Annotated in this window: 22 protein-coding genes and 2 pseudogenes; 11 read left to right on the top strand and 13 right to left on the bottom strand. The window is 58.6% G+C overall.

Annotated features, from left to right (window positions below):
• Nucleotides 1–148: 148 nt before the first annotated feature.
• Together Q1V60_RS16580 and fdhD are read right to left on the bottom strand one after the other, a co-directional pair.
• Complete coding sequence (locus tag Q1V60_RS16580; RefSeq protein WP_300632414.1) at nt 149–2,497, bottom strand: FdhF/YdeP family oxidoreductase; 2,349 nt, start codon at nt 2,495–2,497, stop codon at nt 149–151.
• Nucleotides 2,494–3,333, bottom strand: coding sequence for a formate dehydrogenase accessory sulfurtransferase FdhD (gene fdhD / locus Q1V60_RS16575; RefSeq protein WP_300632411.1), 840 nt, complete (start codon nt 3,331–3,333; stop codon nt 2,494–2,496). The genes Q1V60_RS16580 and fdhD overlap by 4 nt, the downstream gene beginning before the upstream one ends.
• A 210-nt stretch (nt 3,334–3,543) precedes the next feature.
• On the opposite strand from fdhD, the gene lysM reads away from it, so the two are divergent.
• The gene (gene lysM / locus Q1V60_RS16570) at nt 3,544–3,984 is read left to right on the top strand and encodes a peptidoglycan-binding protein LysM (RefSeq protein ID WP_300632409.1); all 441 of its coding nucleotides are present in this window, start codon (nt 3,544–3,546) and stop codon (nt 3,982–3,984) included.
• Between the two features lie 107 nt (nt 3,985–4,091).
• Here the strand turns inward: lysM and yrfG are convergent, their stop codons facing one another.
• Complete coding sequence (gene yrfG, locus Q1V60_RS16565) at nt 4,092–4,754, bottom strand: GMP/IMP nucleotidase (RefSeq protein ID WP_300632406.1); 663 nt, start codon at nt 4,752–4,754, stop codon at nt 4,092–4,094.
• 87 nt (nt 4,755–4,841) lie between these two features.
• On the opposite strand from yrfG, the gene nudE reads away from it, so the two are divergent.
• Nucleotides 4,842–5,408, top strand: a complete 567-nt coding sequence (gene nudE / locus Q1V60_RS16560; RefSeq protein ID WP_065883206.1) for an ADP compounds hydrolase NudE — start codon at nt 4,842–4,844, stop codon at nt 5,406–5,408.
• Nucleotides 5,405–6,241, top strand: coding sequence for a 3'(2'),5'-bisphosphate nucleotidase CysQ (cysQ, locus tag Q1V60_RS16555; RefSeq protein WP_300632400.1), 837 nt, complete (start codon nt 5,405–5,407; stop codon nt 6,239–6,241). The genes nudE and cysQ overlap by 4 nt, the downstream gene beginning before the upstream one ends.
• Nucleotides 6,242–6,302: 61 nt before the next feature.
• Here the strand turns inward: cysQ and Q1V60_RS16550 are convergent, their stop codons facing one another.
• From Q1V60_RS16550 to rfbB, 7 genes are read right to left on the bottom strand one after another with little or no spacing between them, the layout of a single operon-like run.
• Nucleotides 6,303–6,758 (bottom strand): YiiD C-terminal domain-containing protein, encoded by a 456-nt coding sequence (locus Q1V60_RS16550; RefSeq protein ID WP_300632397.1) that lies wholly within the window; start codon nt 6,756–6,758, stop codon nt 6,303–6,305.
• A gap of 23 nt (nt 6,759–6,781) precedes the next feature.
• Complete coding sequence (locus Q1V60_RS16545; RefSeq protein ID WP_300632395.1) at nt 6,782–8,167, bottom strand: sigma-54 dependent transcriptional regulator; 1,386 nt, start codon at nt 8,165–8,167, stop codon at nt 6,782–6,784.
• Nucleotides 8,164–9,972: an ATP-binding protein gene (locus tag Q1V60_RS16540; RefSeq protein WP_300632392.1), complete on the bottom strand. Its 1,809-nt coding sequence runs from the start codon at nt 9,970–9,972 to the stop codon at nt 8,164–8,166. The genes Q1V60_RS16545 and Q1V60_RS16540 overlap by 4 nt, the downstream gene beginning before the upstream one ends.
• A gap of 36 nt (nt 9,973–10,008) precedes the next feature.
• Nucleotides 10,009–10,878, bottom strand: coding sequence for a dTDP-4-dehydrorhamnose reductase (gene rfbD / locus Q1V60_RS16535; RefSeq protein ID WP_300632390.1), 870 nt, complete (start codon nt 10,876–10,878; stop codon nt 10,009–10,011).
• The gene (gene rfbC, locus Q1V60_RS16530) at nt 10,875–11,420 is read right to left on the bottom strand and encodes a dTDP-4-dehydrorhamnose 3,5-epimerase (RefSeq protein ID WP_300632388.1); all 546 of its coding nucleotides are present in this window, start codon (nt 11,418–11,420) and stop codon (nt 10,875–10,877) included. The genes rfbD and rfbC overlap by 4 nt, the downstream gene beginning before the upstream one ends.
• Complete coding sequence (rfbA, locus tag Q1V60_RS16525; RefSeq protein WP_300632386.1) at nt 11,417–12,292, bottom strand: glucose-1-phosphate thymidylyltransferase RfbA; 876 nt, start codon at nt 12,290–12,292, stop codon at nt 11,417–11,419. Before rfbA ends, rfbC begins: the two co-directional genes overlap by 4 nt.
• The gene (gene rfbB / locus Q1V60_RS16520; RefSeq protein ID WP_300632383.1) at nt 12,289–13,371 is read right to left on the bottom strand and encodes a dTDP-glucose 4,6-dehydratase; all 1,083 of its coding nucleotides are present in this window, start codon (nt 13,369–13,371) and stop codon (nt 12,289–12,291) included. Before rfbB ends, rfbA begins: the two co-directional genes overlap by 4 nt.
• 705 nt (nt 13,372–14,076) lie before the next feature.
• Between rfbB and aguA the strand changes: the two genes are divergently transcribed.
• Both aguA and Q1V60_RS16510 read left to right on the top strand, forming a co-directional pair.
• Nucleotides 14,077–15,183, top strand: coding sequence for an agmatine deiminase (aguA, locus tag Q1V60_RS16515; protein ID WP_300632380.1), 1,107 nt, complete (start codon nt 14,077–14,079; stop codon nt 15,181–15,183).
• A 236-nt stretch (nt 15,184–15,419) separates the two neighbouring features.
• Nucleotides 15,420–15,635, top strand: a complete 216-nt coding sequence (locus tag Q1V60_RS16510) for a hypothetical protein (RefSeq protein WP_300632377.1) — start codon at nt 15,420–15,422, stop codon at nt 15,633–15,635.
• Between the two features lie 70 nt (nt 15,636–15,705).
• Here Q1V60_RS16510 and Q1V60_RS16505 read toward each other — a convergent pair whose 3' ends face one another.
• The gene (locus tag Q1V60_RS16505) at nt 15,706–17,793 is read right to left on the bottom strand and encodes a TonB-dependent siderophore receptor (RefSeq protein ID WP_300632374.1); all 2,088 of its coding nucleotides are present in this window, start codon (nt 17,791–17,793) and stop codon (nt 15,706–15,708) included.
• A gap of 408 nt (nt 17,794–18,201) precedes the next feature.
• Between Q1V60_RS16505 and Q1V60_RS16500 the strand changes: the two genes are divergently transcribed.
• On the top strand, nt 18,202–19,488 hold the full coding sequence (locus tag Q1V60_RS16500) for an OprD family porin (protein WP_300632372.1): 1,287 nt from the start codon (nt 18,202–18,204) through the stop codon (nt 19,486–19,488).
• A gap of 125 nt (nt 19,489–19,613) precedes the next feature.
• On the opposite strand, the gene Q1V60_RS16495 is transcribed toward Q1V60_RS16500, so the two are convergent.
• Entirely contained in the window at nt 19,614–20,516 is a 903-nt protein-coding gene (locus tag Q1V60_RS16495; protein ID WP_300632369.1) for a LysR substrate-binding domain-containing protein, read from the bottom strand.
• A 159-nt stretch (nt 20,517–20,675) separates the two neighbouring features.
• On the opposite strand from Q1V60_RS16495, the gene Q1V60_RS16490 reads away from it, so the two are divergent.
• The 5 genes and pseudogenes from Q1V60_RS16490 (at nt 20,676) to Q1V60_RS16470 (ending at nt 25,416) form a co-directional block, all read left to right on the top strand.
• Complete coding sequence (locus Q1V60_RS16490) at nt 20,676–22,235, top strand: MFS transporter (RefSeq protein ID WP_300632367.1); 1,560 nt, start codon at nt 20,676–20,678, stop codon at nt 22,233–22,235.
• Nucleotides 22,232–23,218, top strand: a complete 987-nt coding sequence (locus tag Q1V60_RS16485; protein WP_300632364.1) for an LLM class oxidoreductase — start codon at nt 22,232–22,234, stop codon at nt 23,216–23,218. The genes Q1V60_RS16490 and Q1V60_RS16485 overlap by 4 nt, the downstream gene beginning before the upstream one ends.
• A 257-nt stretch (nt 23,219–23,475) precedes the next feature.
• Nucleotides 23,476–23,766 (top strand): annotated as a pseudogene (locus tag Q1V60_RS16480) (DNA-binding protein); the annotation flags it as partial.
• Nucleotides 23,767–23,774: 8 nt separating this feature from the next.
• Nucleotides 23,775–24,472, top strand: a pseudogene (locus Q1V60_RS16475) (hypothetical protein).
• Nucleotides 24,445–25,416 carry a hypothetical protein gene (locus tag Q1V60_RS16470; protein ID WP_300632361.1) on the top strand — a complete coding sequence of 324 codons (972 nt, stop codon included), beginning with the start codon at nt 24,445–24,447 and terminating at the stop codon, nt 25,414–25,416. Before Q1V60_RS16475 ends, Q1V60_RS16470 begins: the two are co-directional and overlap by 28 nt.
• 737 nt (nt 25,417–26,153) lie before the next feature.
• On the opposite strand, the gene Q1V60_RS16465 is transcribed toward Q1V60_RS16470, so the two are convergent.
• The coding region (locus Q1V60_RS16465; RefSeq protein ID WP_300632359.1) for a DUF262 domain-containing protein at nt 26,154–26,843 on the bottom strand (690 nt) is incomplete at its 5' end.

The raw sequence follows: 26,843 nt of genomic DNA, 5'->3' as shown, positions 1-26,843 counted from the left end.
TAGCTACTTGGGAACGGCCGCTTTGATGTGAAAGCGGCCTTTTTTGTGCCTGTAAAATGCGTACTGAGAGTTCTGGCCTCTTCGCGGGCAAGCCCGCTCCCACCTATAAAATGCATTCAAGCGTGGGAGGTGGCTTGTCTGGATCGAGTCAGGCCGAACGCGCCATGATCAGTCCATTGTCACTCGCCGCTTCCAAACGAATCGCGACGAACTTCGAGGTGGGCGTATGGCTGCCGTCGCCCGTGCTTTCCAGCGGCACCAGTAGATTCACTTCCGGGTAGTAAGCCGCTGCCTGTCCGGCCGGAATATCAAACGCCAGCAAGGTAAAGCCCTTCACACGGCGCTCACGGCCATCTTCCCACAGCGAGATGATGTCGGCCTTCTGCCCCGGCTTGAAGCCCAGCCGGATGATGTCAGCCTCATTGACGAACAGCACATCGCGTTGCCCTTTGACTCCGCGATAACGGTCGTCCAGGCCATAGATAGTGGTGTTGTACTGATCGTGGGAGCGCATCGACTGCATGATCAAGTCCGGCACCCGCCCTGTGGCGTGGGTACGTTCATGAATCAGGTCTTTGGGCAGGACGTTCGGCCGGAAGTTGGCGCGGCCCGATGGGGTGTTCCAGCGGCGTGCACCGGCAGAGTTGCCTAAATAGAACCCGCCGGGGTGTTTGATCTTCTCGTTGAAGTCCTTGAAGCCTGGAATGGTATCGGCGATCAGGTCGCGGATGCGCCCGTAATCGGCGATCAACCAGTTCCAGTCCACGGGGTTGCTGCCCAAGGTCGCAGCCGCGATGCCGGCCAGAATCGCAGGCTCCGATTTCATCAGCTTCGATAGCGGCTGCAACTGGCCGTTGGAGCCGTGGACCATGCTGAACGAATCTTCCACCGTGACCGCTTGCGGGCCGTCGGCCTGAATGTCGATGTCGGTGCGGCCCAGGCACGGCAGGATCAGTGCGTCTTTACCGTGCATCAGATGGCTGCGGTTGAGCTTGGTGCTGATTTGCACGGTCAGGTCGCAGTTACGCAACGCTTCGAAGGTGCGGGTACTGTCCGGCGTGGCTTGGGCGAAGTTGCCACCCAGGCCGATAAACACCTTGGAGCGGCCTTCGAGCATCGCATGGATGGCTTCGACCACGTTGTGCCCATTGGTACGCGGCACCTGGAACTGGAAGCGGCGCTCCAGCGAGTCAAGGAATGCCACCGGTGGGCGTTCGTTAATGCCCATGGTGCGGTCGCCCTGCACGTTGCTGTGGCCACGCACGGGGCACAGGCCGGCGCCTGGACGGCCAATATTGCCGCGCAGCAGCATCAGGTTGGCGATTTCCTGGATGGTCGGCACCGAGTGACGGTGCTGGGTGATGCCCATCGCCCAGCACATGATCACGTTCTTGCCTTTGGCATACATGCGCGCAGCTTGCTCGATCTCCACCAGCGTCAGGCCGGACTGCTCGACGATTTCCTCCCACGAGGTGTCGTCGATCTGACCCAGATAGTCCAGTACGTTAACAGTGTGTTCGTTGAGGAAGTCATGATCGAACACGGCTTCCTTGCCCTCGGCCAGGGCTTGACGCTCCCACAGCAGCAGGAACTTGGCCATGCCGCGCAGGATGGCCATGTCGCCACCCAGCGCCGGGCGGAAATAGGCAGTATTGGTCGGCTTGTCGCCGTTAGTGAGCATTTCCAGCGGATGTTGCGGGTGCTGGAAGCGTTCCAGGCCACGTTCTTTCAAGGGGTTGATACACACCACCTGGGCGCCGCGTTTCACCGCTTCGCGCAGCGGTTCGAGCATGCGTGGGTGGTTGGTGCCGGGGTTCTGGCCCCAGACGAAAATCGCGTCGGCATGTTCGAAGTCATCAAAGGTCACGGTGCCTTTGCCCACGCCCACACTCTGTGCCAGAGCGACGCCGCTGGCTTCGTGGCACATGTTGGAGCAGTCCGGGAAGTTGTTGGTGCCGTAGGCGCGCACGAACAACTGATACAGGTAGGCGGCTTCGTTGCTGGCACGGCCCGAGGTATAGAACTCGGCCATGTCGGGGCTGGGCAGGGCATTGAGGTGCTTGCCGACCAGGTCGAACGCGGCTTCCCAGCTGATGGTCTGATAGCGGTCGGACTCGGCGTCGTAGCGCATGGGTTCGGTGAGACGGCCTTGGTATTCCAGCCAATAATCGCTTTGTTCCAGCAGCGCGGTAACGCTGTGCTTGGCGAAGAACGCTGCGTCCACGCGGCGCTTGGTGGCTTCCCAGTTGACCGCCTTGGCGCCGTTTTCGCAGAACTTGACCATGCCGCTTTCCGGCGAGTCACCCCAGGCACACCCCGGGCAGTCAAAGCCGCCGTTCTGGTTGGTTTTGAGCATCATGCGCAGGTTTTTCAGCGCGTTGTCGCTGGTCAGCCAGGCTTGCGCCACGCTGATCAACGCTCCCCAGCCGCCTGCCGGGCCTTTATAGGGCTTGTAGCGTGGGGTTGGGGTTTGGTCGGCTTGGTGGTGAAGGCTCATGGCTGGTACTCCATCGCAGGGCTGTAGACCCGCGGCGCGCTTTTCTGCGGCAGGTGGATGAGATTGAGGTTGTGCCGGCGTGCCCATTGCAGGGCAAGGCCAGTGGGCGACGACAGGCTGACCAGGGTCTGGATGCCCGCGCGCAGGACTTTCTGGATCAATTCGAGACTGCAGCGGCTGGTGACAATCGCCAGGCCACCGTCGGTCGGAATTTGTTGGCGGATCAGGGCGCCGATCAATTTATCCAGGGCGTTATGCCGGCCAATGTCTTCGCGGCCCATCAGCAATTCGCCCTGGTTGTTCATAAATACCGCCGCATGCACCGCGCCGCTGTGTTGGCCCAGGGGCTGGAACGCACTGATGCGCTGGCGCAGGCCTTCGAGCCATCCTGCGGGGGGCAGGGGCGCGCCGGGCAGCACCTTAAGGTCGGGCAATGCTTGCTCTACGGCTTCGACACCGCACAGGCCGCAGCCGCTGGTGCCAGCCAATTGGCGGCGCTGCTGCTTGAGATTCCAGAATGCACGGCTGGAGATCTGAACCTGAGCGTACTGGGCGGAACCCGAGCCGCTGATTTTCAGGTCATATATGTCGCTAACGTCGGCGATAATGCCGCTGCCAAGGCTGAAACCCACAATGAAATCTTCCAGGTCGGTCGGCGTCACCAACATGACTGCCTGGCTGATGTCGTTATAGGCAATCGCCAACGCCACTTCTTCGGCCAACGCAGTATTGCCGACATCGGTGTGCTCCAGATTGCTGTATTGATAGCTCTGGCTGGTGGCGGACGCGGGCGTTTCGAGAGCGGGCGCCGCGCAGGTTGGGCGCTTGGCGTTCATGAGGCAGTTACCACCGGCGGATTGATCAGTGTTCAGACTAGGCGCGACAAAGGGTCGCGTCTAATTGCCAGTATTGATCTATTGATAGATGGCGTCGATCAAGGTTCGATTTGCGGCTTCTCCTTTTGGTGTTTGGGCGTTCTGGAACCCAAATCTGTGGGACTGGTCTAGTCTTGGGTATCAGCAACTCAAACCCAAGGAGAGCGCACTATGAGCATTTTCAGTTTTGTTAAGGAAGCTGGCGAGAAATTGATTGATCTGTTGACGCCGGGTAATGCGAACGCCAGTGAGCAGTTGAAGGATCACATTTCCGAGGTTGGCCTTGGCAGTCCGAATGTGCAGGCGACCGTTGAGGGTGACAAAGTCACGATAACGGGCGAAGTCGCGACTCAGGAAGAGAAAGAAAAAATCATTCTGGCGGCCGGCAATATCAAAGGTGTCGGCAGTGTTGAAGACAAGATCACCGTAACCGGCCCGGCCATTACAGCTGCGCGTTTCGTGGTTGTGAAGGAGGGCGATACCCTCAGCGCGATTTCCCTGGCGGTGTACGGCAACGCCAATCAGTACAACAAGATTTTCGAAGCTAACAAGCCGATGCTCAAAGATGTGAACAAAATTTACCCAGGGCAGACTCTGCGCATCCCTGAGTAAAGCGCGGAACAAAATTATGGGAGCGGGCTTGCTCGCGAAAGCAGTTGATCAGTTATTAATTCATTGACTGGCACCGCGCTTTCGCAAGCAAACCGCTCCCTCATGGTTCAGAGCCCTGCAGTCAGATCCCGAAAATCTTCCACAGCTGCAAACTCTGCAGTGTCCTTTGGTGCCTTTTTGCTGTCAGGCTCTTTGACTGCCAGCAAATGGCCCACCCCGAAATCCCTGGCACTGCGCAGAATCGGCAAGGTGTCGTCGATAAACAGGCTACGAGCCGGATCGAACTGGATATCGGCTTGCAGCGCTTCCCAGAACTGCCGATTTTCCTTGGGGAAACCGTAATCGTGGGAGCTGATCAGTTGTTCGAAATATGGCGCCAGCTCGATGCGCTCCAATTTCAATGACAACGAATCACGATGAGCGTTGGTGATCATGATCACGCGCTTGCCGGCCTGCTTGATCGCCGCCAGGAACGTATCGGCGTCCGGACGCAGGGCGATCAGGTGGGCGGTTTCCAGCTTGAGTTCGCGCACCGGGATTTTCAGTTCGGCGCTCCAGAAATCCAGGCAATACCATTGCAACTTCCCGGCGTTACGCTCGAACAGCGGCTGCAATTCCATTTGAGCCATGGCGAGGCTCACGCCGTGCAGCTCGGCATAGCGCTGGGGCAGGTGCTCCATCCAGAAGTGGTTGTCGTAATGCAAGTCGAGCAAGGTGCCGTCCATGTCCAGCAGGACGGTGTCGATGGCGTGCCAGGGCAAAGAGGGCATGGGGCGTTCTCATGTAAGTAAAGATATCCGACACAGACAATCGGAAAAGCCACGGTATAGTAACCCGATCACGCCAAGGAGCCGTTTATGCGCCAGAAACCCACCGTCCTCGCCCGCGAAATAGTCGCCAGTAGCCGTTTGTTCCGCGTGGAGGAAGTGCAATTGCGCTTTTCCAATGGCGTTGAACGGACCTACGAACGTCTGGTGGGCCGTGGTGCCGGTTACGGCGCAGTGATGATCGTGGCGATGATCGACGAAGATCATGCATTGCTGGTGGAAGAGTATTGCGGTGGGACCGACGAGTATGAGTTGTCCTTGCCTAAAGGGTTGATCGAGCCTGGCGAGGATGTGCTGGCGGCGGCGGATCGCGAGCTCAAGGAAGAAGCCGGCTATGGCGCACGCCAGTTGGAACACATCACTGAGCTTTCGCTGTCGCCCGGCTATATGAGCCAGAAAATCCAGGTGGTGCTGGCCACCGATCTCTACGAAGAACGCCTGGAGGGCGATGAGCCCGAGCCCATGCGCGTGGAGCGTGTCAACCTGCGTGAGTTGTCGGCGCTGGCGCAGAACGAGCAGTTCAGTGAGGGGCGGGCGCTGGCCGCGTTGTACCTGGTGCGAGACCTGCTGACGCAGCGCGGAGTGTTCACCTTATGAGCGAACTGTTTCTGGGACACCCGTTTATTGCGCCTGTGATTGAATTGGCTCGCCAGGCCGGTGAAGCCATCCTGCCGTACTGGCGTGCCGACGTAGCGGTTACCTCCAAAGCGGATGATTCGCCGGTGACGGCCGCCGATCTGGCCGCACATCATCTGATTCTCGCGGGTCTCACGGCGCTGGACCCGAGCATTCCCGTACTGTCTGAAGAAGACGCCGACATCGACCAGAGCGTGCGCGCCGGTTGGCAACGCTGGTGGCTGGTGGACCCGCTGGATGGCACCAAGGAGTTTATCAGCGGCAGTGAGGAATTCACGGTCAATATTGCCTTGATCGAACAGGGCCGCGTTGTGTTCGGCGTGGTGTCGATACCCACCAGTGGCCGCTGCTACTTCGGCGGTGCGGGCCTGGGGGCTTGGCGTTCGGATGTGAATGCCGCGCCCAGGCAGATCCAGGTGCGCCAGACCCCGGCCGCGGGTGAAGCCTTTACCGTGGTTGCCAGCCGCCGTCATACCAGCCCGGAGCAGGAGCGTTTGCTGGACGGGCTGAGCCAAGGCTTGGGGGAGCTGAAACTGGCGAACATCGGCAGCTCCCTGAAGTTCTGTCTGTTGGCCGAGGGCAGTGCCGATTGTTATCCACGCCTGGCGCCGACGTCGCAGTGGGATACCGCGGCGGCCCAAGGCGTACTGGAGGGCGCGGGGGGCGAAGTGCTCGAGCTCAATGGTAAGCCGTTCAGCTACCCTGCACGGGAATCGTTGTTGAACCCATTCTTTCTGGCGTTGCCGGCCAAGGCGGAATGGCGTGATCGCCTGTTGACCCTGGCCCGATCTTAAGACCGCAGAAAAAAATGTGGCAGGGGTTTTCCCCCTGCCACATTTTTTTGGGTAATGACGGCTAGCGGTGCAGGACGTATTGGCCGGTAAACGCCACGGCCCGCGTTTCACTGCCCTCATTCACGATCCATGTCTCCAGCGCCAACCGCGCCCGGCCATGGCGTTTGTAGGTCGCCACAAAGCGCTTCCACACCTTTTCCTCTGGCGCCGCGCACATCACCTTCGCATCTTGCGTCACCGGCAACGGATAACTGATCTGGCCTTCCTGGATCACGATATGCCCGTCTTCAATGCCTTCTTCACGCAATGTCAGGTGCAACCAACCCCAACCTGCCAGCACGGCGCCACAGTAGAGGCTGCCGCCAAACATGGTGCTCTTGTGGTTGATATTGGCTTGCAGCGGCAAGTGCAGTTGCAGTTCGCCGTGATGCCAGCCGAGCACCTTCAGGCCCATTTCGCGGGTGAGGGGTATGTCGTGATGGAGGATGGATTCCAGGTAACGGCTGTCGCGGCTCATGGCGGTCTCTTGGCGGTTGAGGGTCATTCGTCGTCTGCGCTGTGGCTGGCGCTGTCGGCGAAGTTCAGGCCGTGCTTGCGCAGTTTGTCGTGCAGTGTTTTGCGTGGCACGCCAAGGGCTTCGGCGAGGCTGCGCATGGAGCTGTGGGGGCGGGTCAGCTCGGCGGCGATCAGGCTCTTTTCGAATTGCTCGACTTGCTCGCTCAAGCCGCCGGGCGTGGAAGTCAGGGTGCCGGCGGATGGATTGTCCGGCGTACTGTCCAAGGCCAGTTCCAGGCCCAGTGCAAAGCGTTCGGCGGCGTTTTGCAGTTCGCGCACATTGCCCGGCCAGCTATGGCGCAACAGCAGGGCGCGTTGCCCCGGTTGCAGTTCGTGCAGCGGCAGGCCATGGCGGCTGCTGGCTTCGTCGGCGAAGTGCTGGAACAACATCAACGCGTCTTCGCCACGCTCGCGCAATGGCGGAATGCGCAGCGGCGCGACGTTGAGGCGGTAATACAGGTCGGCGCGGAAGCGGCCCTGGTCGGCGGACTGGCGCAGGTCTTCCTTGGTGGCGGCGATGATGCGGATATCCAGCGGGATCAGCTGGTTGCCGCCCAGGCGCTCAACCACGCGCTCCTGCAACAGCCGTAGCAGCTTGACCTGCACGTCCAGGCTCATGCTTTCGATTTCATCGAGGAACAGCGTGCCGCCATTGGCGAATTCGAACTTGCCGATACGGCGCTTCTGCGCGCCGGTAAACGCGCCCGGTTCATGGCCGAACAGTTCGCTTTCCACCACCGATTCGGCCAATGCCCCGGCGTTGATCGCCACGAACGGGCCGCTGCGACGGTTCGACAGATCATGCAAGGCGCGGGCGACCACTTCCTTGCCGGCACCGGTTTCGCCGAGGATCAGCACATCGGCCTTGGTCGCCGCCAGTGCACCGATTTGCTCGCGCAGGCGCAGCATCTGCGGCGAATGCCCCACCAGGCGTGTGCTCAGTTGCTGTCGATCACTGAGGGCCAGGCGCAGGCTGCGGTTGTCCAGCACCAGTCGGCGCAGGGCCAGGGCGCGGCGCACGCTGTCGAGCAAGGCGTCGCTGGCGAAGGGCTTTTCGAGGAAGTCATAGGCGCCGGCACGCATGGCCTGCACCGCCAGCGGCACGTCGCCGTGGCCGGTGATCAGCAGCACTGGCAGGTCCGGGTCCTGGCCGTGCAGTTCGGCGAGCAGCTCCAGGCCGTCCATGCCGGGCATGCGGATATCGCTGACCACCACGCCCGGCCAGTCTCGCGACAAGCGCCCGGTGAGGCCGCTGGCTTCGCCCAGGGGCAGGACTTTCAACCCGGCCAGGTCCAGGGTCTGGCATAGCGCCTGACGCAAATGGGGATCGTCGTCGATCAGCACCACCTGAATCTGGTTATCGATACTCATACACTGCGGTCCTCGGACGGTTGCACACTGACGCCAGGCGAGCCGGCACGCAATTTCAAGGTTAACAGCGCGCCGCCTTCCTTGTGGTTGGCGAACAGCAGTTCGCCGCCGAAGGCACGCATCAGGGTCTCACAGATGGCCAGGCCGAGGCCCAGACCCTGGGTGCGCGTCTTGGTGGTGTAGAACGGCTCGCTGGCGCGGCCCAGAGCTTCCATGCAAAACCCCGGGCCGTTGTCGCGGATGTACAGGTTGACGCCCTGGTCGGTGGTTTGGGCACTCAACCACAGTTTGCGTGGCGGGCCTTTCTCGGTGAGGGCGTCGAGGGCATTGGCCAGCAGGTTGCCCAGCACCTGGCGTAGACGGGTTTCACCGGCTTGTACCCATAAGGTCGCCTCGGGCAAATCGCGGATCAATTCCACTTCCATCGAACGTCGCCGCTTGCCCAGCAAGGCCAGCGCGTCGTCCAGCGCAGGTTGCAGCGCCACGCTTTCCGGCGCATGGCGGTCACGGCGGGCGAACGCGCGCAAGTGGGCGATGATCGACGCCATGCGCCCGGTCAGTTCGCTGATGAGCTTGAGGTTGCCGCGGGCATCGGCGGTGCGCTCATGGTCGAGCAGAATTTCAGCGTTTTCCGCGTAGCTACGAATCGCAGCCAGGGGTTGGTTCAGTTCATGGCTGATACTGGCCGACATCGTGCCCAGCGCCGAGAGTTTGCCGGCCTGCACCAGGTCGTCCTGGGCGCGTACCAGTTCCTGCTGGGCGTGTTCGCGCTCCAGCACTTCCTGTTTCAGGCGCCGGTTCAGGCCCTCCAGGTCGCTGGTCCGCTCGGCCACGCGCATTTCCAGCTCGCGCCGGGCCTTGGCTTCGAAGGCGATGCGCTCCAGATAATGCCGACGGCGCTGCATCATCAAACCGAGCAGCAGCATCAGCACCAGCAACGTCGCGCCGCCCACTGCCACCACGGTACGCACCGGGCGGTTGATCAAGGATTGGGGGGCGAGAATCTCAACGTTCCAGCCGGTCTCGGCGATGGCTGTGGATTGGCGCAGCCAGGCGCTGCTGCTGAGATTCAATGGCTGGGGGTCACGGGTCGGGTAAGGCTGGATGGCGACGATGGCCTGGCGCTCTTCAGCGGTCAGCGGCCGAGTGGCGCGGAACCGCCATTGCGGGCGCGAGGTGAGGATCACCACGCCATTGTGGTCGGTCACCAGCAGTTGTTCCGGGGTATTGCCCCACAGGCTCTCTGTGTGGTCCAGGTCTACCTTGACCACGAGCACGCCGATGATGTGCTCACCATCGCGCACGGCGGCGGCGAAAAAATAGCCGCGCTTGGCCGACGTGGTGCCCAGCCCGAAAAAACGCCCCAGGCGCCCGGCCATGGCTTCGCTGAAGTAAGGGCGAAAGGAAAAGTTGCGCCCAACAAAGCTGTCTTGTTTGTCCCAGTTGGACGCGGCGAGGGTCTTGCCGGTGGTGTCCATCAGGTACATCACCTCCACTCCGGCCTGGGCGGCGACGTCCTTGAGCAGCAGGTTGGCGTTGACCAGGTTGGTGCTGACGTGCGGCGCATCCAGCGCGGTGCGCAAGGCCGGCAGGTCACCGAGGATCTGCGGCAGCACTTCATAGCGGTGCAGGGTGCCCAACAAGTTGGCGACGTACAGGTCGAGGGTCTGACGGTTTTGCCCGGCCAACTCGCTGCGGTAGTAGCGTTCGGCCAAGTGTTCCAGCGGCCATAGCAGCGGCGCAAGGCACAACGCCAGCAGGGCGAGGCTGCGCCAGCGGGGTCTTCGCGGAAGGGATGGAGTCATGGGGATCGTGCGCCTGTGGGTACAGGCGCATTATGCCTAGTGCTGCCTGGCAAGACACTCGTGCAATGCGTCCTGCCAGTGCGGTTGGCTGACGTGCCATTGCTGTTGCAGGCGGTTGCAATCCAGGCGCGAGTTCAGCGGGCGCCTGGCGGGGGTTGGATAGGCGCTGGACGGGATCGCTTCCAGTTCGGCGCAGGGTTTGCCAGCGGCGCGAAGGGCTTCGCCAATGGCCTCGGCAAAGCCGAACCACGACGTTTCCCCCTGGGCCGTGAGGTGATAAACGCCCCAATCCCCGGCGTTACCGGCTTGCCAGCGCTCGATCAGCGCACGCGTACTGCTGGCGATGGTGCCGGCCCAGGTAGGCGCGCCGATCTGGTCGGCGACGATGCGCATCTGCGGTTTCTCTTGCAGCAGACGTTGCATGGTCAGCAGGAAGTTCTTGCCGTAGCTCGAGTAGACCCAACTGGTGCGTAGAATCAGATACTCGCCGCCCACGGCCGCAATCGCTTGTTCACCCGCCAGTTTGCTCTGGCCGTAGACGCCCAATGGGGCTGGTGAGTCGCTTTCGGTGTACGGGGCCGGCTTGCTGCCGTCGAATACGTAGTCGGTCGAGTAGTGAATCAGCGGGATGCCCAGGGCCTTGGCTTCTTCGGCGAGGATGCCGGGGGCAATGGCGTTGATGGCGAACGCAACGTCCGGCTCGCTTTCGGCTTGATCGACCGCAGTGTGGGCCGCGGCGTTGATGATCAGGTCGGGGCGGTGAGCACGCACTTGCTGGCGGATGAGCGGTACGTTGGCCAGGTCCAACTGGTCACGGCCGAGGACGATGAGCTCGCCCAGGCCTTGGAGCTGCTGTTGCAGCGCTTGGGAGACTTGGCCGTGTTGGCCGGTGATCAATATTTTCATGGGAACAGGTCGGCTTCCATCAGAAGTTTACCGACCTGATCCTTGGCGGACAGTTTCGGTGGCTCGGACAGCTCCCAGTCGATTGCCAGTGTCGGGTCATTCCACAAAATGCTGCGTTCGGCGCTTGGTTGGTAGTAGTTGGTGGTTTTGTACAGAAACTCGGCGTAGTCGCTGAGCACTACGAACCCATGCGCGAAACCTTCCGGCACCCACAGTTGACGATGATTCTGCGCCGATAGACGTACGCCCACCCACTGGCCGAAGTTCGGTGAGCTGCGGCGGATGTCCACGGCAACATCCAGCACTTCGCCGTACGTGACACGTACCAGTTTGCCCTGAGTGTGTTCAAGCTGATAATGCAGCCCCCTCAGCACGCCTTTTTGCGAGCGTGAGTGGTTGTCCTGCACGAAGTCACGCTTGAGCCCGGTGGACGCTTCAAACGCTCGAGCATTGAAGCTTTCGTAAAAGAAACCGCGCTCATCACCAAACACCTTTGGCTCAAGAATCAGTACACCGGGTAACGAAGTCTCAACGACATTCACTTGTTTTCTCCGGCGAGCGAGTAGAGGTATTGGCCGTAACCGGTTTTGCCGAAGTACTTGGCACGCTCAAGCAGATAGTCACGATCGATCCAACCGTTTTCGTAAGCGATTTCTTCCAGACAGGCTACTTTCAGGCCCTGGCGGTGCTCGATGGTCTGCACGTAAGTGGACGCTTCCAGCAGGCTGTCATGGGTCCCCGTGTCAAGCCAGGCAAAGCCGCGTCCGAAGCGTTCAACGTGCAGATCGCCGCGCTCGAGGTAGGCGTTGTTGACGTCGGTGATCTCCAGCTCGCCGCGTGGCGAAGGCTGGACGGCCTTGGCGATTTTGATCACGTCGTTGTCGTAGAAATACAGGCCGGTCACCGCATAGCTGGATTTAGGCTTCGCCGGTTTTTCTTCGATCGACAGGGCACGGCCTTCTTTGTCGAAATCGATCACGCCGAAACGCTCCGGGTCTTTCACCCAGTAGCCGAACACCGTGGCGCCTGATGGGCGTCGCGCGGCGTTGCGCAACTGATCGCCGAAATGCTGACCATGGAAGATGTTGTCTCCCAGGATCAGGCACACCGGATCATCGCCAATGAACTCCTCGCCAATGATGAACGCTTGTGCCAGACCATCGGGCGAAGGCTGCTGCGCATAGCTGAAACGCACGCCGAACTCGCTGCCGTCACCCAGCAGGTTGCGGTATTGCGGCAGGTCTACCGGCGTGGAGATCACCAGGATGTCCTGGATCCCCGCCAGCATCAGCACCGAGATCGGGTAGTAGATCATCGGCTTGTCATACACCGGCAACAGTTGTTTGGACACACCCAGGGTGATGGGGTGCAAACGGGTGCCGGAACCGCCGGCCAATACGATTCCCTTCATCATGCGATCAAATCCTTTACGTCAGTATTGCCCAGTCGTTCACCTTGATAACTGCCATCCTGGACCCTGCGGCACCATTCGAGGTTATCGAGGTACCACTGCACGGTCTTGCGCAGGCCGGTTTCAAAGGTTTCTTCCGGAACCCAGCCCAGCTCGCGCTCGATTTTGCTGGCGTCGATCGCGTAGCGCTGATCGTGGCCCGGACGATCCTTGACGAAAGTGATCAAGTCGGTGAATTTCTCCACGCCGGCCGGGCGCTGTGGCGCCAGCTCTTCCAACAGGGCGCAGATGCCGCGTACGACGTCGATATTCTTCTGTTCGTTATGGCCGCCGATGTTGTAGGTCTCGCCCACCCGCCCAGTCGTCACCACCTTGAGCAGCGCACGGGCGTGATCTTCGACGAACAGCCAGTCGCGCACTTGCAAACCATCGCCATAGACCGGCAGCGGCTTGCCCGCGAGGGCGTTGAGAATAACCAGTGGGATCAACTTTTCGGGGAAATGGAACGGGCCATAGTTGTTCGAGCAGTTGGTCAACAGCACCGGCAGACCGTACGTACGCTGCCAGGCGCGGACCAGATGGTCGGAGGCCGCTTTGCTGGCCGAGTACGGCGAGCTGGGGGCGTAGGGCGTGGTTTCGGTGAAGAGATCGTCCACGCCGTGCAGGTCGCCGTACACCTCGTCGGTGGAGATGTGGTGGAAACGGAACGCGCTTTTGGCCGGTTCAGCCAGCTTCTGCCAATAAGCACGGGTAGCTTCCAGCAGGCTGTAGGTGCCCACAATGTTGGTCTGGATAAAATCCGATGGACCGTCGATGGAACGGTCCACATGAGACTCGGCCGCCAAATGCATGATCGCATCCGGTTCAAAGCGCGCCAGTACGGCGCTGACGGTGGCCTGGTCGATGATATCGGCCTGGACGAACTCATAGCGGCTGTTGGACGCAATGCTGGCCAGCGACTCAAGGTTGCCGGCGTAAGTGAGCTTGTCCAGGTTGAGCACTTCATGCTCAGTGCGCTGGATCAGATGCCGGATCAGGGCCGAGCCAATAAATCCGGCACCGCCGGTAATAAGAATGCGCATGTCGCGGGCCTTTTCTTTAGACGGACATTAAGCGAAGGAGCATAGCTTGCGGGCTTGCAGAGTGCGGTGCAAGAGGGAGCGTCCAACTGAGAAGGAGGAATTGCGGAAGGAGTGACGTTGGTGCTCCAGGCGATACTTCTCCCTAAAACAAAAACACTCGCATTTTTCTACTTGTCCGGTGTTGCCGGAGCGCTCCATACCACAGGGTAAATAACCATCGGTTCGGGGAGGGAAGGTGAACGTTGTTTTAGTGTCATCGGTGAGTTGGTCGTAGCCGCGACGATTTCAGCAAAGGGCTGCGTCAACCAAGGGTTTTCATGGCGCAGAAGCCCGTTTCGATTAATTGTTGCGCCTCGTAAGCAAAGTCGGTCCGGGGAAAAAGTCCGTGCATTGGGGCCAATATGCAGTTGTCCTTCATTTGATACATTACCCCATCAAGGCGTGGCTGACCGAAGCTACAAATAGATTCAAGGCTCGCCCCAGGCCGGTCTGCTGTAAAACTTCACAGGTGCAGGTTGTCGCGCACGTGGATAACCAGCTTTAAACCGATTTATATCGGGTTTTTTTTGGTTTTTTTTGACTTATGATTCATTTAAATTTCTTTTTACGGATTTATATCGGTTATGGGTGTGTTTCAATGGCTGTCAGTACCTTGCGTAGCCTGTGCCCTTTAAATTATCGACGTTCAACTGGAGTCCTCAAGCCATGACCACCCTGCACAGTTCGCCTCGCGACGATGGCTTCCATATGCCCGCCGAATGGGCGCCACAGACCCAAATCTGGATGATCTGGCCCGAGCGCCCTGATAACTGGCGCCTGGGCGGCAAGCCGGCGCAGGCGGCCCATGTGGCCGTGGCCAAAGCCATCGCGCGATTTGAGCCGGTCACCGTTGCGGTTTCCGCAGGCCAGTACGAGAACGCCCGTAGCCGCTTGGACGTGCCGAATATCCGGGTGGTGGAAATGTCCAGCGACGACGCCTGGGTGCGGGACACTGGCCCGACATTCGTGATCAACAACTGTGGCGAAGTACGCGGTGTGAACTGGGATTTCAACGCCTGGGGCGGTTTTGATGGCGGTTTGTATGCGCCGTGGAACCGTGACTCACAAGTGGGCGGCAAGATCCTCGAGATCGAGCGTGCGTCGCGCTACCGCACCGAAGGTTTTGTGCTTGAGGGCGGTTCGATCCATGTCGACGGCGAAGGCACGCTGATCACCACTGAAGAGTGCCTGTTAAACCGCAATCGCAACCCGCACCTGGATCGCGCGGCCATCGAAGCGGTGCTTAGCGCCAATCTGGCTGTGGATAAGATCATCTGGTTACCGGATGGCCTGTTCAACGACGAAACCGACGGTCATGTGGATAACTTCTGCTGCTACGTGCGCCCAGGTGAAGTATTGCTGGCCTGGACCGATGACCCGCAAGACCCGAACTACTCGCGCTGCCATGCCGCCATGGACGTACTGCAAAGCAGCACCGACGCCCAGGGCCGCTCGTTTATCGTGCATAAGATGCCGATCCCGGGGCCGCTGTATGCCACCGAAGAAGAATGTGCCGGTGTCGATCCGGTGGACGGTAGTCAGGAACGTAATCCGAGCGTGCGGTTGGCCGGTTCGTACGTCAACTTCCTGATCGTCAACGGCGGCATCATCGCGCCGAGTTTCGATGACCCGCTGGACTTTCAGGCCAAGCAGATCCTGCAGAACCTGTTCCCACAGCACGAAGTGGTGATGGTGCCGGGCCGCGAACTGTTACTGGGGGGCGGAAATATCCACTGCCTGACCCAGCAACAGCCGGCCCCGCAGAAAAATTGAGTGCGGTTGTAACAGCGCCTTGATGGCGAAGGGTGGCTTCGCGATCGCAGTGTTTCAGGTAAGCCCGCGGCCCAGCAAGGCCGCGGGCTTTTTTGTGACTGAACACCTATGAATATCGGATATTGGCATAGCTCTTGTATCGCAGAGAAACGGCAAAGTGCCCAGGTGATGACTGCATGGTTCTGTCACAAACCTTGAGTAAGTTAGCCGCTCACACAGCAGGGGAGAGCGCTGAAATGAATGCCGAAATCAACCTGATGTACACGCGCACGTTCCACCCGGTGCGGGTCAACGGCGAAGCTATCAACGCGCTGGCGCTCTGGTTGAAGGAAAACGGCTCGCGACACGTCAGGCAACAGCCTGACCTGCGCAGCGTGATGAGTGAACGCTACCCGGCGGGGTTGTTTACGGAGGACGAGGTGCACGCGCTGTGCGAGCTGGAGAACAACTGAAGAACGCCCAGGTCTGGTGTGGGAGCTGGCAAGCCAACTCCCACACCGACTGCATGCCAAGGGCGAAATATTAGAAGTTGTAAGTGCCGGTCACCACCACACTACGCGGCTCCCCGGGTTGGATCTGCGCGGCGCTGGTCGCTGAGGCGTAATAGTTTTTGTCGGCGATATTGTTCATCGCCGCCCTGACGTCCCATTCCTTCTGACGGAACCCGGCCAGCGCGTCCCAGCGACCATACCCCGGTAACACCACGGTGTTGAGGTTGTCGGCATATCGGTCACCGATCAGGGTCAGACCGGTCTCCGCATACCAGCCCATTTCCGGTTTCCATGTGATGAATAAGCTCGCATTGCGCTTGGCCACGTCGCTGATGCGCTTGCCTTCAAAGCCATTGTTGTCCTCTTCGACCTTGGCATCCTGCAGGCCGACGCCGCCGCGCACATACCAATTGCCAACGATCTTGCCGGTGGCCGTCAGCTCGACGCCGCGTGAGCGTTGCTTGCCTGTCAGCAGGGTAATCGTGCGGTCCAGCGGGTCGCTGGTGCGGCGGTTGTAGAGTTCGAGTTCGTACACGGCCAGGGTGGTGCTTAAGCGATCGTCAAGCCAATCGCTTTTTACCCCCATTTCCTTCTGCTTGGTCAGCTCGGGGCTCAGGTCGTTGACGCTGCCGGCCGCGTTCGGCGTGATGCCGATCAAACCGCCGCCTGCCGGGGAGAACGTCTTGCTCCACGATGCATAGAACGAGTGATGCTCCAGTGGCGTCCATACCAGGCCGAAACGGGGGCTGGTGCTGTGACTTTTGACGTCCTGTCGGGTGTTGAGCAGCTTGTTGGTGGTGTCCACTTCGAAGTGGTCATAACGCAGCCCGCCCAACAGTTGCCACTGATCGTTCAGGCGCAGTTGATCCTGCACGTACAGGGCGCGGCTTTCGACTTCAGTGTGGTTGTCGCTCGAAACACTCGTGCGCCCGGTGTGACTGAGGTGACGGTCAGGTCGGTTGAGATCCAGGCTCGGCACAGCCAGGCCGCCCCGATTGGGCGCGGTGGCCGAGTACAGTTTCGGGTCGCGGCGCTGGCTGCCCAGTTCAATCCCGGTAAGCAGGCGGTGCTCCAAACCAAATGTATCGAAACCACCTTCCAGTTCCAGGTTGTTGAACACATTGCGGGTGGTCAGGTCCTGCTGCCAGTGCTGGCGGCTGACGGTGTTGGTTTTCGCGTCGTAGCCGGTCTGGTAGGTGTTGTCGAAATCGCTGTCGAGCTTGAACACCCCCAAGGTGTGGCGCACTTGCCAATTGTCGTTAAGCTCATAGGCAAGCTTGGAGCGCAGGGACTGGGAGATGTCGTCGATATAATCGCCGCTGGAGAAATAGGTGGTGCTGCGACTCACCTCCGCAGGTCGCCCGTTGACACCAGGAATGCCGCGGTCCGGCGTACGGTTGTAGCGGTTGTATTCGTATTGCACCAGCCAGTTCAGTTCGGGCGTGAGTTGCCAGCTCATCGACGGCGCGAACAACTGGCGGTTGCCACTGACGCCATCGCGATAGCTGTTGTTGTCCTGGTTGCCCATGTTCAGGCGCAGGCTGATGTTATCGCTGGGATCGGTACTCAGGTCGGCATACAAGCTGCGCAGATCGTTGCTGCCGCCCTGGGCTTCGAGGCTGGATTTACGACCGGGGGTCGGCAGTTTGCTCACGCGGTTGACGATCCCGCCCTGACCGCCGCGCCCATAGAGCACTGCCGCCGGCCCCTTCAGCACCTCGATACGCTCGATATTATGCAGGTCGCGCACGTATTGGCTGTCGTCGCGAATGCCGTCCAGGTAGAAGTCGTTGCTCGCGTCGAAACCGCGAATGCGCAGGCTGTCGAAGCGTGTGTCGGCGCCGCTGCTGACGTTGGGGATGCCGCTCAATGCCTGGCCCAGATCGTTGGTGCCGTAGGCGCGCAGGCTTTCGGTTTTCACCGAATCGATCGCCTGGGGTACATAACGTACAACCGTCGCGGTGCGGGTTGCGGTGTTGCTTTCCTTGATGCGTGGGTCGTCTTCGTCGACTTCGGCACTGATGGAAGTGGCAGGCAAGACCGTGGTGGCACAGGCAAAACCGGCAGACAGCACAGCAGAAAGCCCAAGGAAGATGGGCGTCAGGCGAGGGGCAAACATGGGGAAATGTGTCCGAATTATCAGGGAGGGAAAAGTGTGCGAATGGTAATGCTTTGCATTTGCTCGCGTGATCTATTCCCAAATGTATTGCCTGCTTATTTGTTACTTAATGTGTTTTCGGGAAGGGGTGCAGGGATAATCCGGGCTTTGCCGAAGCGCTATAGGCTTGTGCTTAGAATTATTTAGCCTAAATACGGGTGGTTCACGAAATTGACACATAGTTCAACGCCCGCATAGGATTGCGTCCAACGCCTGTGGCTAACCGCCATGACTCATCCAATAAGAAAAGGCCCGCGGCAGTTCAGTCGTCCGCGGGCTTTGTTTTTTCTGGAGAAAGTCGACATCAGAAAGTGATACGGAGCCTGATGTCATAGCGCGTACTCAACCAGTAATAAGGAATATAAGAAAATGTTGAAGCAACGGATGAGTCTGATCGCTCTGGGGATTTTGAGCGCATCGACAGCCATGGCGAACGACCAGGAGCAATCCAAAGGTTTCGTTGAAGACAGCCACCTGAACATCGCAGCACGTAATGCCTATATCAGCCGTGACTACAAAAACGGCAAGCAGGACAAAGCCGAGTGGGGCCAGGGCTTCATCGGCAAGTTCGAGTCCGGCTTCACCCAAGGCACTGTAGGGGTGGGTGTGGACGTGATCGGCCAATACGCCATCCGTCTGGACGGCGGTAAAGGTCGCAGCGGCGCGGGCGGTATCGACTTCTTCAAGCAAGGCGATAGCGGCGAAGCGGCCAACGACCTGGCCAAGGGTGGCGCAGCCGTCAAGGCACGCATTTCCAACACCGTGATCAAATACGGTCAGCAGATGCCAGCCGTGCCGGTCCTGCAGTACGACAACTCGCGCCTGTTGTCGGAAACCTACGAGGGCACCTCGATCGTTTCCAAAGAGATCGCCGGTCTGCAACTGGACGCCGGTCACTTCACCAAGGAAGCCCGCAAGAGCGCCGAAGGCAGCGACAGCGGTGGCCTGAAGAGCATCAACTACATCGGTGGTAGCTACAAATTCACCGAAAGCCTGTCGGCTGCTTTGTACGCCTCCGATATGCAGGACGTGCTGAAAAAGCAATACGTCAACGTCAACTACGTGCTGGCTCTGCCAGAGAAACAGTCGCTGACCTTTGACTTCAACGGCTACAAAACCAAGCTGGACCGCAGCTTCGCTTTGGAAAACCAAGGTGATGCTGACGCTCGCGACAACAAAATCTGGAGCTTGGGCGCTACGTGGGCTGTTGGCGCGCATAGCTTTACTGTCGCTCACCAGCGCAGCACCGGCGACACCGGTTACCTGTACGGCGGCTACCGCAACGCCGGCGGCATCGGCGACGGCGGCAATACCATCCTGCTGGCCAACTCCTACTGGTCTGACTTCAACGGCAAGGACGAGCGCTCCTGGCAAGCAGGTTACGGCATCGACTTCACCACCTTCGGTGTACCGGGCCTGACCTACAACATTGCCTATGTACGTGGTACCAACATCGACGACGGCACAGGCCGTGGCGATGGCACCGAGCGTGAAATCTGGAACCAGTTCAAGTACGTGGTCCAGAGCGGCCCGGCCAAAGACCTGAGCTTGCGTGCTCGCGCCTCGTGGTTGCGCGTTTCCAACAACGCCAGCAACTACAACGTAGGCGGTAATGAACTGCGCTTGTTCGCCGACTACCCGATCAATGTTTTCTAATTGATCGCAGGTCGTGGCTGATGCCAGGCAATAAAAAACCCCGACTGGTTCGGGGTTTTTTTATGGGGCGTGAGGTCCGGCGGATTGTCACGCTGGTGAGCGCAAGGGGCACATTTTCTACCCACCTACGACTCACTCGGGGCACTGTTAAATAACTGGCTGTGCATAAAATCTATGAAGACTCGCAGTCTCAGCGAAAGGTGCTTGCTGGAGGGCCACACAAGCCTGAATACCCCGGTGTGAACCGTATAGTCCGTCAATATTTGAACCAATTCTCCGTTCTTGATGAATTCGCTTGTCATGAAGTCAGGCAGGCATGCAATTCCCAGGCCTGAACGCGCGACATCGACGATTACTTCAGTGGTGTTGCACACCATGGTCTGAGGCAATTCGAAATCCGGTTCCTCGGCTGCAACACGTAATGGCCACGCTTCCATCTTTCCTGTCGAAGGAAACTTGTGCAACAGGCACGAATGCGTGGCGAGATCTGCAGGCCGTCTGGGTATCCCATACGCTGCGAGATAGTCCGCAGACGCCACAATCTGGAGTTGGAAGCCTCCCAGTCGTTTAGAGATCAATCGCGAGTCACTGGGCTCGCCTGTGCGTAGCACGGCGTCAAAACCTTCCTCGATAACGTCGACCATGCGATCAGAAAAATCGATGTCGAGTTCTATTTCGGGGTAGGTGCGCATGAATTGAATGATTGCCGGCATTACGAGACCGCTGACGAGGGGCAAGCTGATTCTCAATTTCCCCCTTGGTTTTTCACGTGCGTTGCTCAGCTCCATTTCTGCAGCTTCCAGCTCTGACAGTATCCGCCGACAGCGCTCAAGAAACAGCGAGCCTTCCAGCGTCAGCGCGATACTTCGAGTGTTGCGCTGGAAAAGACGTACGCCGAGCCTGTCCTCCAACCGACCAATACTTTTTCCGACCCCCGACGAAGAAATGCCCAGTCGTTTTCCTGCCTCGGTAAAGCTTCGAGTCTCAGCCACCAATACAAATAATGAAATGCTGCCAAGCGATTCCAAAGGATGGCTCTCCCTGCGGACACCGGCGTCCGATATGTTCGGATTATAGGCCTGTTTTTGTTTGACGACGCAAGCCCTAACCTCTCGATGGGCCGATCACCGCAGACAACTGTGCGCGAAGGACCGACACCCGCGCACACCAATGAAGGAACCATTCAAATGAACTCAATACCCAGCGCTCAGACGGCTCCCCCGTTATTGAAGTGGATGCAGCTTTTCGCAGCATGTCTGACAGGCGTGCTCATCCCGCTTTGCTTTACCGGGCCAGCCGTAGTGCTCTCTTCCATCAGCGCTGCCATGGGTGGATGTGCTGTCGAACTCAGTTGGGTGGTCAACGCTTATATACTTACCTATGGCAGCGCCATGATGGCGGCGGGAAGCCTGACGGATATCTATGGGCGTAAACGGGTATGGCTGATTGGCCTGGTCATCTTCGTGTTGTCTACCGTCGCTATTCCCTTTTCCTCGACTGTTTTGCAGATCGATATCCTGCGCCTTGTGCAGGGGTTGGGCGGAGCAGCGGCGTTCGCCGGCGCCATGTCTTCATTAGCTCAGGTATTCCACGGCGCAGAGCGCACCAAGGTATTCAGTCTGCTCGGTACGACTTTCGGCATCGGGCTAGCCTTCGGCCCATTGGCCGCAGGTGTGCTGGTCGACTCGGCAGGTTGGAAATGGACGTTCCACGCTACTGCATTGATCGGTATCGCGGGCTTCGTGCTCGTCTGGGTGAGTGCGACAGATTCCAAAGATCCGGCTAACAATGGTATGGACTGGCCAGGAGCGCTGAGTTTCACGGCCGCACTGACGTTGTTTACCTATGGCATTCTCCTCGCGCCAGAGGACGGATGGGCCAGCCCGATCGTGTTGGGCAGTGTCGCCGGCGCGATCGTGTTATTCATGATCTTTGTGCTGATTGAACGCCGTACCAGTAGCCCGATGCTTGACCTTTCGTTGTTCAAACAATCCAAATTCGTAGGCGTGCAGATTCTTGCAGCAAGCCCCGCGTTCTTTTTTGTCGTGCTCATTATCATGCTGCCAGCGCGATTCATCGGGGTCGATGGGCTCAGTGCCCTGCAAACCGGAAAAATGATGATCGCGTTGGCCGCACCGTTGTTGTTTGTACCGTTTCTGGCGGCCCAGCTCGCGCGACATTACACCTCAGGGATGCTCTCGGCGGTCGGACTGGTGCTGGTGGCTGCCGGGTTGTTTTGGCTGGGTGTTGTGCTCGATAGCGGAGCCAGCAATGCGGTAATGCCCATGGCGTTGATCGGTATCGGTATCGGCCTGCCTTGGGGTTTGATGGATGGCATGGCCGTCAGCGTGGTGGAGAAAGAACGTGCGGGTATGGCTACCGGCATTTTCAACGCAGTTCGCGTTTCCGCCGACGGAATAGCGATCGCCATCGCCGGTGCTTTGCTGGCGACGTTTATTCAATGGGGGCTGTTCGATGCCGCCACCCCTTTTGCCGCGCATCAAATTATGGAGGCCTCCAGCCGGGCAGCGCTCGGCGATCTGCAGAGCGCAGGCAACCAACTGCCAGGGCAATCTGAGCTGTTGCGCCTCGAGTATGCGAACGCGTTTCGGCATCTGCTTTTCATCTTGGGGGCCGGCAGTGTGCTCACGGCCATTGCTGTATACGCAACATTGGGCCGAGTCAGCGCGCATGATCACCAACCGGTGGAAGCAGTCCGTCCGGTGGTCGTGGGTGACAGCGAGTGATCGGCCAGATACGAGCGAGCGACGATTCCAATCGAGCTCACCCTGCCTTTTCACGCGTGTTCGCACCGGGCCATCTCACGTTTGGCCTGATCGCACCGCTGGAGGGGTATCCCAATCTCATGGCTCCGACTATGCGCGATCACGTTGATCTGGCGCGTCAGGCAGACGTCGCAGGGTTCTCGGCGATATGGCTGCGCGACGTGCCCTTGCTGGATCCGGAGTTCGGAGACGCGGGGCAGATGTTCGATCCGCTGGTGTACGCAGCCCACTTGGGCGTGGTCACTCAGCGCATCTGTATCGGCACGGCCGGGGTGGTGTTGACGCTGCGCGATCCCTTGATGGTCGCCAAGCAAGCCATCACCCTTGATGTGTTATTGCAGGGCCGCTTTCTCCTTGGACTCTCAACGGGTGATCGGCCCAGCGAGTACCCAGCGTTCGGCCGGGACTTCGACAATCGGGCGGAGCGATTCAGGGAAGGGTGCGACCTCTTGCGTATCGCGACCCAACAGGCATTTCCCAAGTACGAGTCTGGTCATTATGGCCGGCTCGACGGCACCCTGGATTTGCTTCCAAAGCCGTGGTCCACACAAATGCCGATGCTTGCCGTTGGCCGTTGTGGTCAAGACATGCAGTGGTTGGCGTCGCATATGGATGGATGGCTGTGGCACCAGAGCGACTTTGGCAGCCTGCCCAGTTTGATTGAGAAATGGCAGTCCTGTTCTCAGCCAGGAACGTTCAAGCCTTACGGTTATGCGACATTCTTCAATCTGGAAGAAGACCCCGACGCTCCGTTGAAAGTGGGGCGAGGGATAAGCACCGGGCGTAATGCGCTCATTGATTTATGGCAGCGACAACAAGCGCAAGGCGTCTCACACGTCGCATTGAACCTCAAGCCGTTACGTCGACCTGCGAAGGACGTCTTGCAAGAACTCGCAGAGTACGTGCTGCCGTATTTTCCAACCCAGGGAGCGAACCTTGTCTGACAAAAACACGCCGTCTGCTCGGGACTTGTTGAATCAAAGCATGGTAGTCCCACGCAGCTCGCTACGTATGTGGCTCGCGGGTTGGATGGTGGTGTCGGTGTTTATCCTGTCCAATACGGCGACCCCGCTTTATGTGGTGTGGCAGGGGCAGCTGGGCTTTGCATCATCGACCCTCACGTTAATATTCGCAGCTTATATCCTGGGACTGTTGCTCAGTTTACTGGTTGCCGGGCAGCTGTCTGACCGCTACGGTCGCCGCGTTCGGTATGCGTCAGGTGACGTTCACCGAAGGCGTGAGCGCCCGGGAAGACGACAACCTGCGCGGCTGGCTGATCCAATTCACCCTGACTGAAAAGCTGTCGAACCCGGAGAAAGTCGAAGGGCGGCGATCGGGCAACGCGGTCACCGCGCAGTTCGGCCCGGGCGGGGCACTGGGGGGCACCGGCGGCACTGGCGGCGCCGGTGGCGACTCCAGCAGCGGACCGGAAGAACTCACTGGTTTTGAAGCCACGCTGAAAAAGGTCGACGGCTGGTTGGGCGGGGCTAACACACGAAACTGCACAAGGAATTGGCCATCAATGGCGTGGCCTATGTCCTGGTCAAAAACGAAGTCCGGCTGGACGCGAAAAGCCCCGGCCGCGCGACGTTCACCATTCAAGCCAAAGCCCCGGTCAAGGGGCTGGTGACGCTCGATATCGGCTACAACAACAGCACCCTACAGCGACACTTCATTGGCTACGTCGAGCGCTCCACTACCGCCAGCAGCGGCCAACAGGTGCTGTTCTGTCGTGAGCTGGCCGCGATCCTGGCCAACCCGCTGCCGCTGAACCTGCGTCACGTCGACCTGCGCTCCGTCTTGGTCGAGATCGGCAAGCACACCGGTTTGCGCTTTCGCGTCCCGGAACAGCCGTATGCCAGCGTCAAGGCGCCGTTCTTCTACAGCCTGGCCGCTGGCTACCAAGCCATGGACAGCCTGGCCCGGGTTTTCAACATTCCCGACTTCATCTGGCAGCAACAGGTGACGGGGAAGTGTTCGTGGGCAGTTGGGCCGACAGCTTCTTTGGCGTTCGCTCGCCGCTGCAGCTGCCGGTGGAATTGTTCGATGACTACCAGGGCAATCAAAGCGCGATGATTGCAGCCCTTCCCGGGTTGCGACCAGGTGCAACAATCAACCACGGCGAGCGCATCACCAGTGTGGCGCTCATCGACAACCAGATGGCCATCCGATGGACGACGCAATCCGCCGCAGCGTAGAAAGACAATTTCCCGAACTTACCGGCGGTTACCACCTGCCACGCTTTGCCCGGGTGGTGGCTGTGGCCGATGCCCCGGCCGGCGCCGGCATCTGTGACGATTTCCGGCCGCGCTATGCGGTCGACATCGAGGTTATGGGGCCGGACGGCGAGCCAGACACCAAGCTGCCGATCCTGGCCGGCGTGCCTCTGCCGCTGCCCACTGGTGGCGAGGAAATGGGGATCTATGCGTTCCCCGAGGAAGGCACCCAGGTGGTGGTGTGCTTTGCCTACGGCCTGCCGCACAAGCCCTATATCCAAACCATTCTGCCCCACGGCCTGAGCATGCCCAGCGTCCCGAAGGGTGACCAGGTGTGGCAGCACAGCGAAGCCTGTCAGCAGCGTGTCGACGCGGACGGCAACTGGCTGCGCCAGACTGACGGGAAGATCCTGGATAAGGCGATCGAGCGGGAAGTGGAGGCGATGGGCAACATTGAGCGGTACCAGAGCCACACCAGGACCGTGGACGACCATTCAACCGAGTCGGTGGGCGGCATCAAGACGCTTGAGGCCTTGGGCGCTCTCAAACTGCTGTCGGGTGGATCTGCGAGCCTGGCGGCGGTGGATGACTTGCACCAGGCGACGGGGCGGGACTTGAACCTGGTGGTGGGGCAGAAGCACAACGCCACGGTAGGTGGCGACATGGAGGAAAGGATTCAGGGACTGCGCCAGAGCGTTGCGGCGGTCAGCCAGCGAATGGTCGCACCCAAGACCTGGCTGGGATCCGAGGGGGTGAACGTGTTGCAGGTATTATGTGATTTGCTCGACTTGGTTCAGCAGATGAACTCACAACTAGTGAGTCATACACATGGGCCGACACCAGTACCAAACAACTCAGCTGTGTTTGTGACTTACGCAGAGAACGCCACTGCTTTAAGTCATCAACTGAAGCTCGTTATGCTCTGAAGTTTTGTTTGGGTTGTACCCCTCAACTCGCTAAGAGTGAGTCAAGGGTGTGATCTTATGTTTAGGTGTCGGGATTTCATGCTGTTTCAGTAGCTATCGCAGCTATTGTTTTGAGCTCGTTAAGCCATAAATCGATAGCGAGATCCGCAGTGCCCACTTTATTGGCCCATACAATATCGTATGGTGTAGCTAGGCTAGATATTGTATATGATAAAGCGAAATCAGTACGGAGTGTGGCTAGGTTTTCGATCGTCTTATGTGCGGCACAGTTTCTTACCTGTTGAATATGCTTCGGCCCGTCGAATGGTAGCCCTAGAGCTGTAAGTAGTTGCGAGCGGTTTGCAGGACCTAAGGCATTAACTATTTTAATCAAGCTGCTGATATCCCCCCAAGTTGGCTCTCGTCTCATCATAAAGCCCGCGGGGAGTGGAGAGCTATGATTTTTAGATTGAGAGGCTTTAGAGCACTCATGGCCAATTTTTTGCCAGCTGTTATCACCATTTCGGCCGCGAATTATTGCGCTATTTCTAGCCTTTGTTCCTCTTAGCGACTTGTGAATCAAAACTCGAGAAAACCAACACCAGCTAAGCCAGATGTCAGACACGAGGCTTTCTGTTAAATACCTATGCTGCCAACTTGGTATTTGTCCCAGCTGGCTTTGTAAAAATGAGGCTCGAGAGCTATATTTAGTTATCCGATTTGACATCCAAGTATTTAGTCGATGGAAACTCATAATCTCAACCTAGCAGAGCTTTGACTAAAGCGTGGATCCTGATTTTACGCTGAGCTTGCTGTGTCGTGCTTGAGGTACAAGCCTCGACATAACGTTTATAAGGTCCATCATCTTCTTGGTTTTCATGTGCTTCAGCAAGTTCTAATAACTTAGGTAACGCTGCTTCGTAATCAATGTTGTAATTACGGCTTGGGTTTTTGACGAACTCTTCGCTGCCTGGAAAACCGTACTTAATTGCTGCGAACGCACAAAATAAAGAGTGAACAACATATGACTTGGTCATAAAGGATGCTCTTATTCCTCCTAGCGGCTCGACTAGTGCGGAGAAGAACTCTATAAGGATTGTCTCGTATTTCGATTCTTGTGGGAAGGCCTCATCGTATTCCTTGTAAAGTTTTTCGATGGTTGTGTTTCTTTTCGACTGTACTCCGTATTCAAGAACCACTACTAGATCTGATACGAATTCAGCATCACCCATGCGAGCTATTTGTTTTTCCGTTAGTACTTCAAACGCTTCTAGCAAAGGAGAGTAAAATCCTTCCGTAATAGAGGCTATAAACCACTTAAATGATCCTTGGTAAGTCGAATGTCGTTTTTCAGCTTCTTTCAATGGGGCTGTATAAGCATTCATTCTGCGGAACATTTCAAGCAGTTCAATTCGCGTAGCCGCTAATATTGTAGAGTGTTCTATCTG

This window comes from Pseudomonas sp., from assembly GCF_030147005.1.
In the GTDB taxonomy this organism is placed as follows: domain Bacteria; phylum Pseudomonadota; class Gammaproteobacteria; order Pseudomonadales; family Pseudomonadaceae; genus Aquipseudomonas.
This window is presented reverse-complemented; position numbering and strand designations above follow the sequence as displayed.

Coding starts and splice junctions, on each gene's coding strand:
- Q1V60_RS16470 (WP_300632361.1), top strand. CDS start 24,445: ATGGACGACGCAATCCGCCGCAGCGTAGAAAGACAATTTCCCGAACTT.
- Q1V60_RS16510 (WP_300632377.1), top strand. CDS start 15,420: ATGAATGCCGAAATCAACCTGATGTACACGCGCACGTTCCACCCGGTG.
- Q1V60_RS16540 (WP_300632392.1), bottom strand. CDS start 9,972: ATGACTCCATCCCTTCCGCGAAGACCCCGCTGGCGCAGCCTCGCCCTG.
- yrfG (WP_300632406.1), bottom strand. CDS start 4,754: ATGCCCTCTTTGCCCTGGCACGCCATCGACACCGTCCTGCTGGACATG.
- fdhD (WP_300632411.1), bottom strand. CDS start 3,333: ATGAACGCCAAGCGCCCAACCTGCGCGGCGCCCGCTCTCGAAACGCCC.
- Q1V60_RS16505 (WP_300632374.1), bottom strand. CDS start 17,793: ATGTTTGCCCCTCGCCTGACGCCCATCTTCCTTGGGCTTTCTGCTGTG.
- nudE (WP_065883206.1), top strand. CDS start 4,842: ATGCGCCAGAAACCCACCGTCCTCGCCCGCGAAATAGTCGCCAGTAGC.
- cysQ (WP_300632400.1), top strand. CDS start 5,405: ATGAGCGAACTGTTTCTGGGACACCCGTTTATTGCGCCTGTGATTGAA.
- rfbB (WP_300632383.1), bottom strand. CDS start 13,371: ATGCGCATTCTTATTACCGGCGGTGCCGGATTTATTGGCTCGGCCCTG.
- Q1V60_RS16490 (WP_300632367.1), top strand. CDS start 20,676: ATGAACTCAATACCCAGCGCTCAGACGGCTCCCCCGTTATTGAAGTGG.
- lysM (WP_300632409.1), top strand. CDS start 3,544: ATGAGCATTTTCAGTTTTGTTAAGGAAGCTGGCGAGAAATTGATTGAT.
- Q1V60_RS16500 (WP_300632372.1), top strand. CDS start 18,202: ATGTTGAAGCAACGGATGAGTCTGATCGCTCTGGGGATTTTGAGCGCA.
- Q1V60_RS16545 (WP_300632395.1), bottom strand. CDS start 8,167: ATGAGTATCGATAACCAGATTCAGGTGGTGCTGATCGACGACGATCCC.
- Q1V60_RS16550 (WP_300632397.1), bottom strand. CDS start 6,758: ATGAGCCGCGACAGCCGTTACCTGGAATCCATCCTCCATCACGACATA.
- Q1V60_RS16580 (WP_300632414.1), bottom strand. CDS start 2,497: ATGAGCCTTCACCACCAAGCCGACCAAACCCCAACCCCACGCTACAAG.
- aguA (WP_300632380.1), top strand. CDS start 14,077: ATGACCACCCTGCACAGTTCGCCTCGCGACGATGGCTTCCATATGCCC.
- rfbD (WP_300632390.1), bottom strand. CDS start 10,878: ATGAAAATATTGATCACCGGCCAACACGGCCAAGTCTCCCAAGCGCTG.
- rfbA (WP_300632386.1), bottom strand. CDS start 12,292: ATGATGAAGGGAATCGTATTGGCCGGCGGTTCCGGCACCCGTTTGCAC.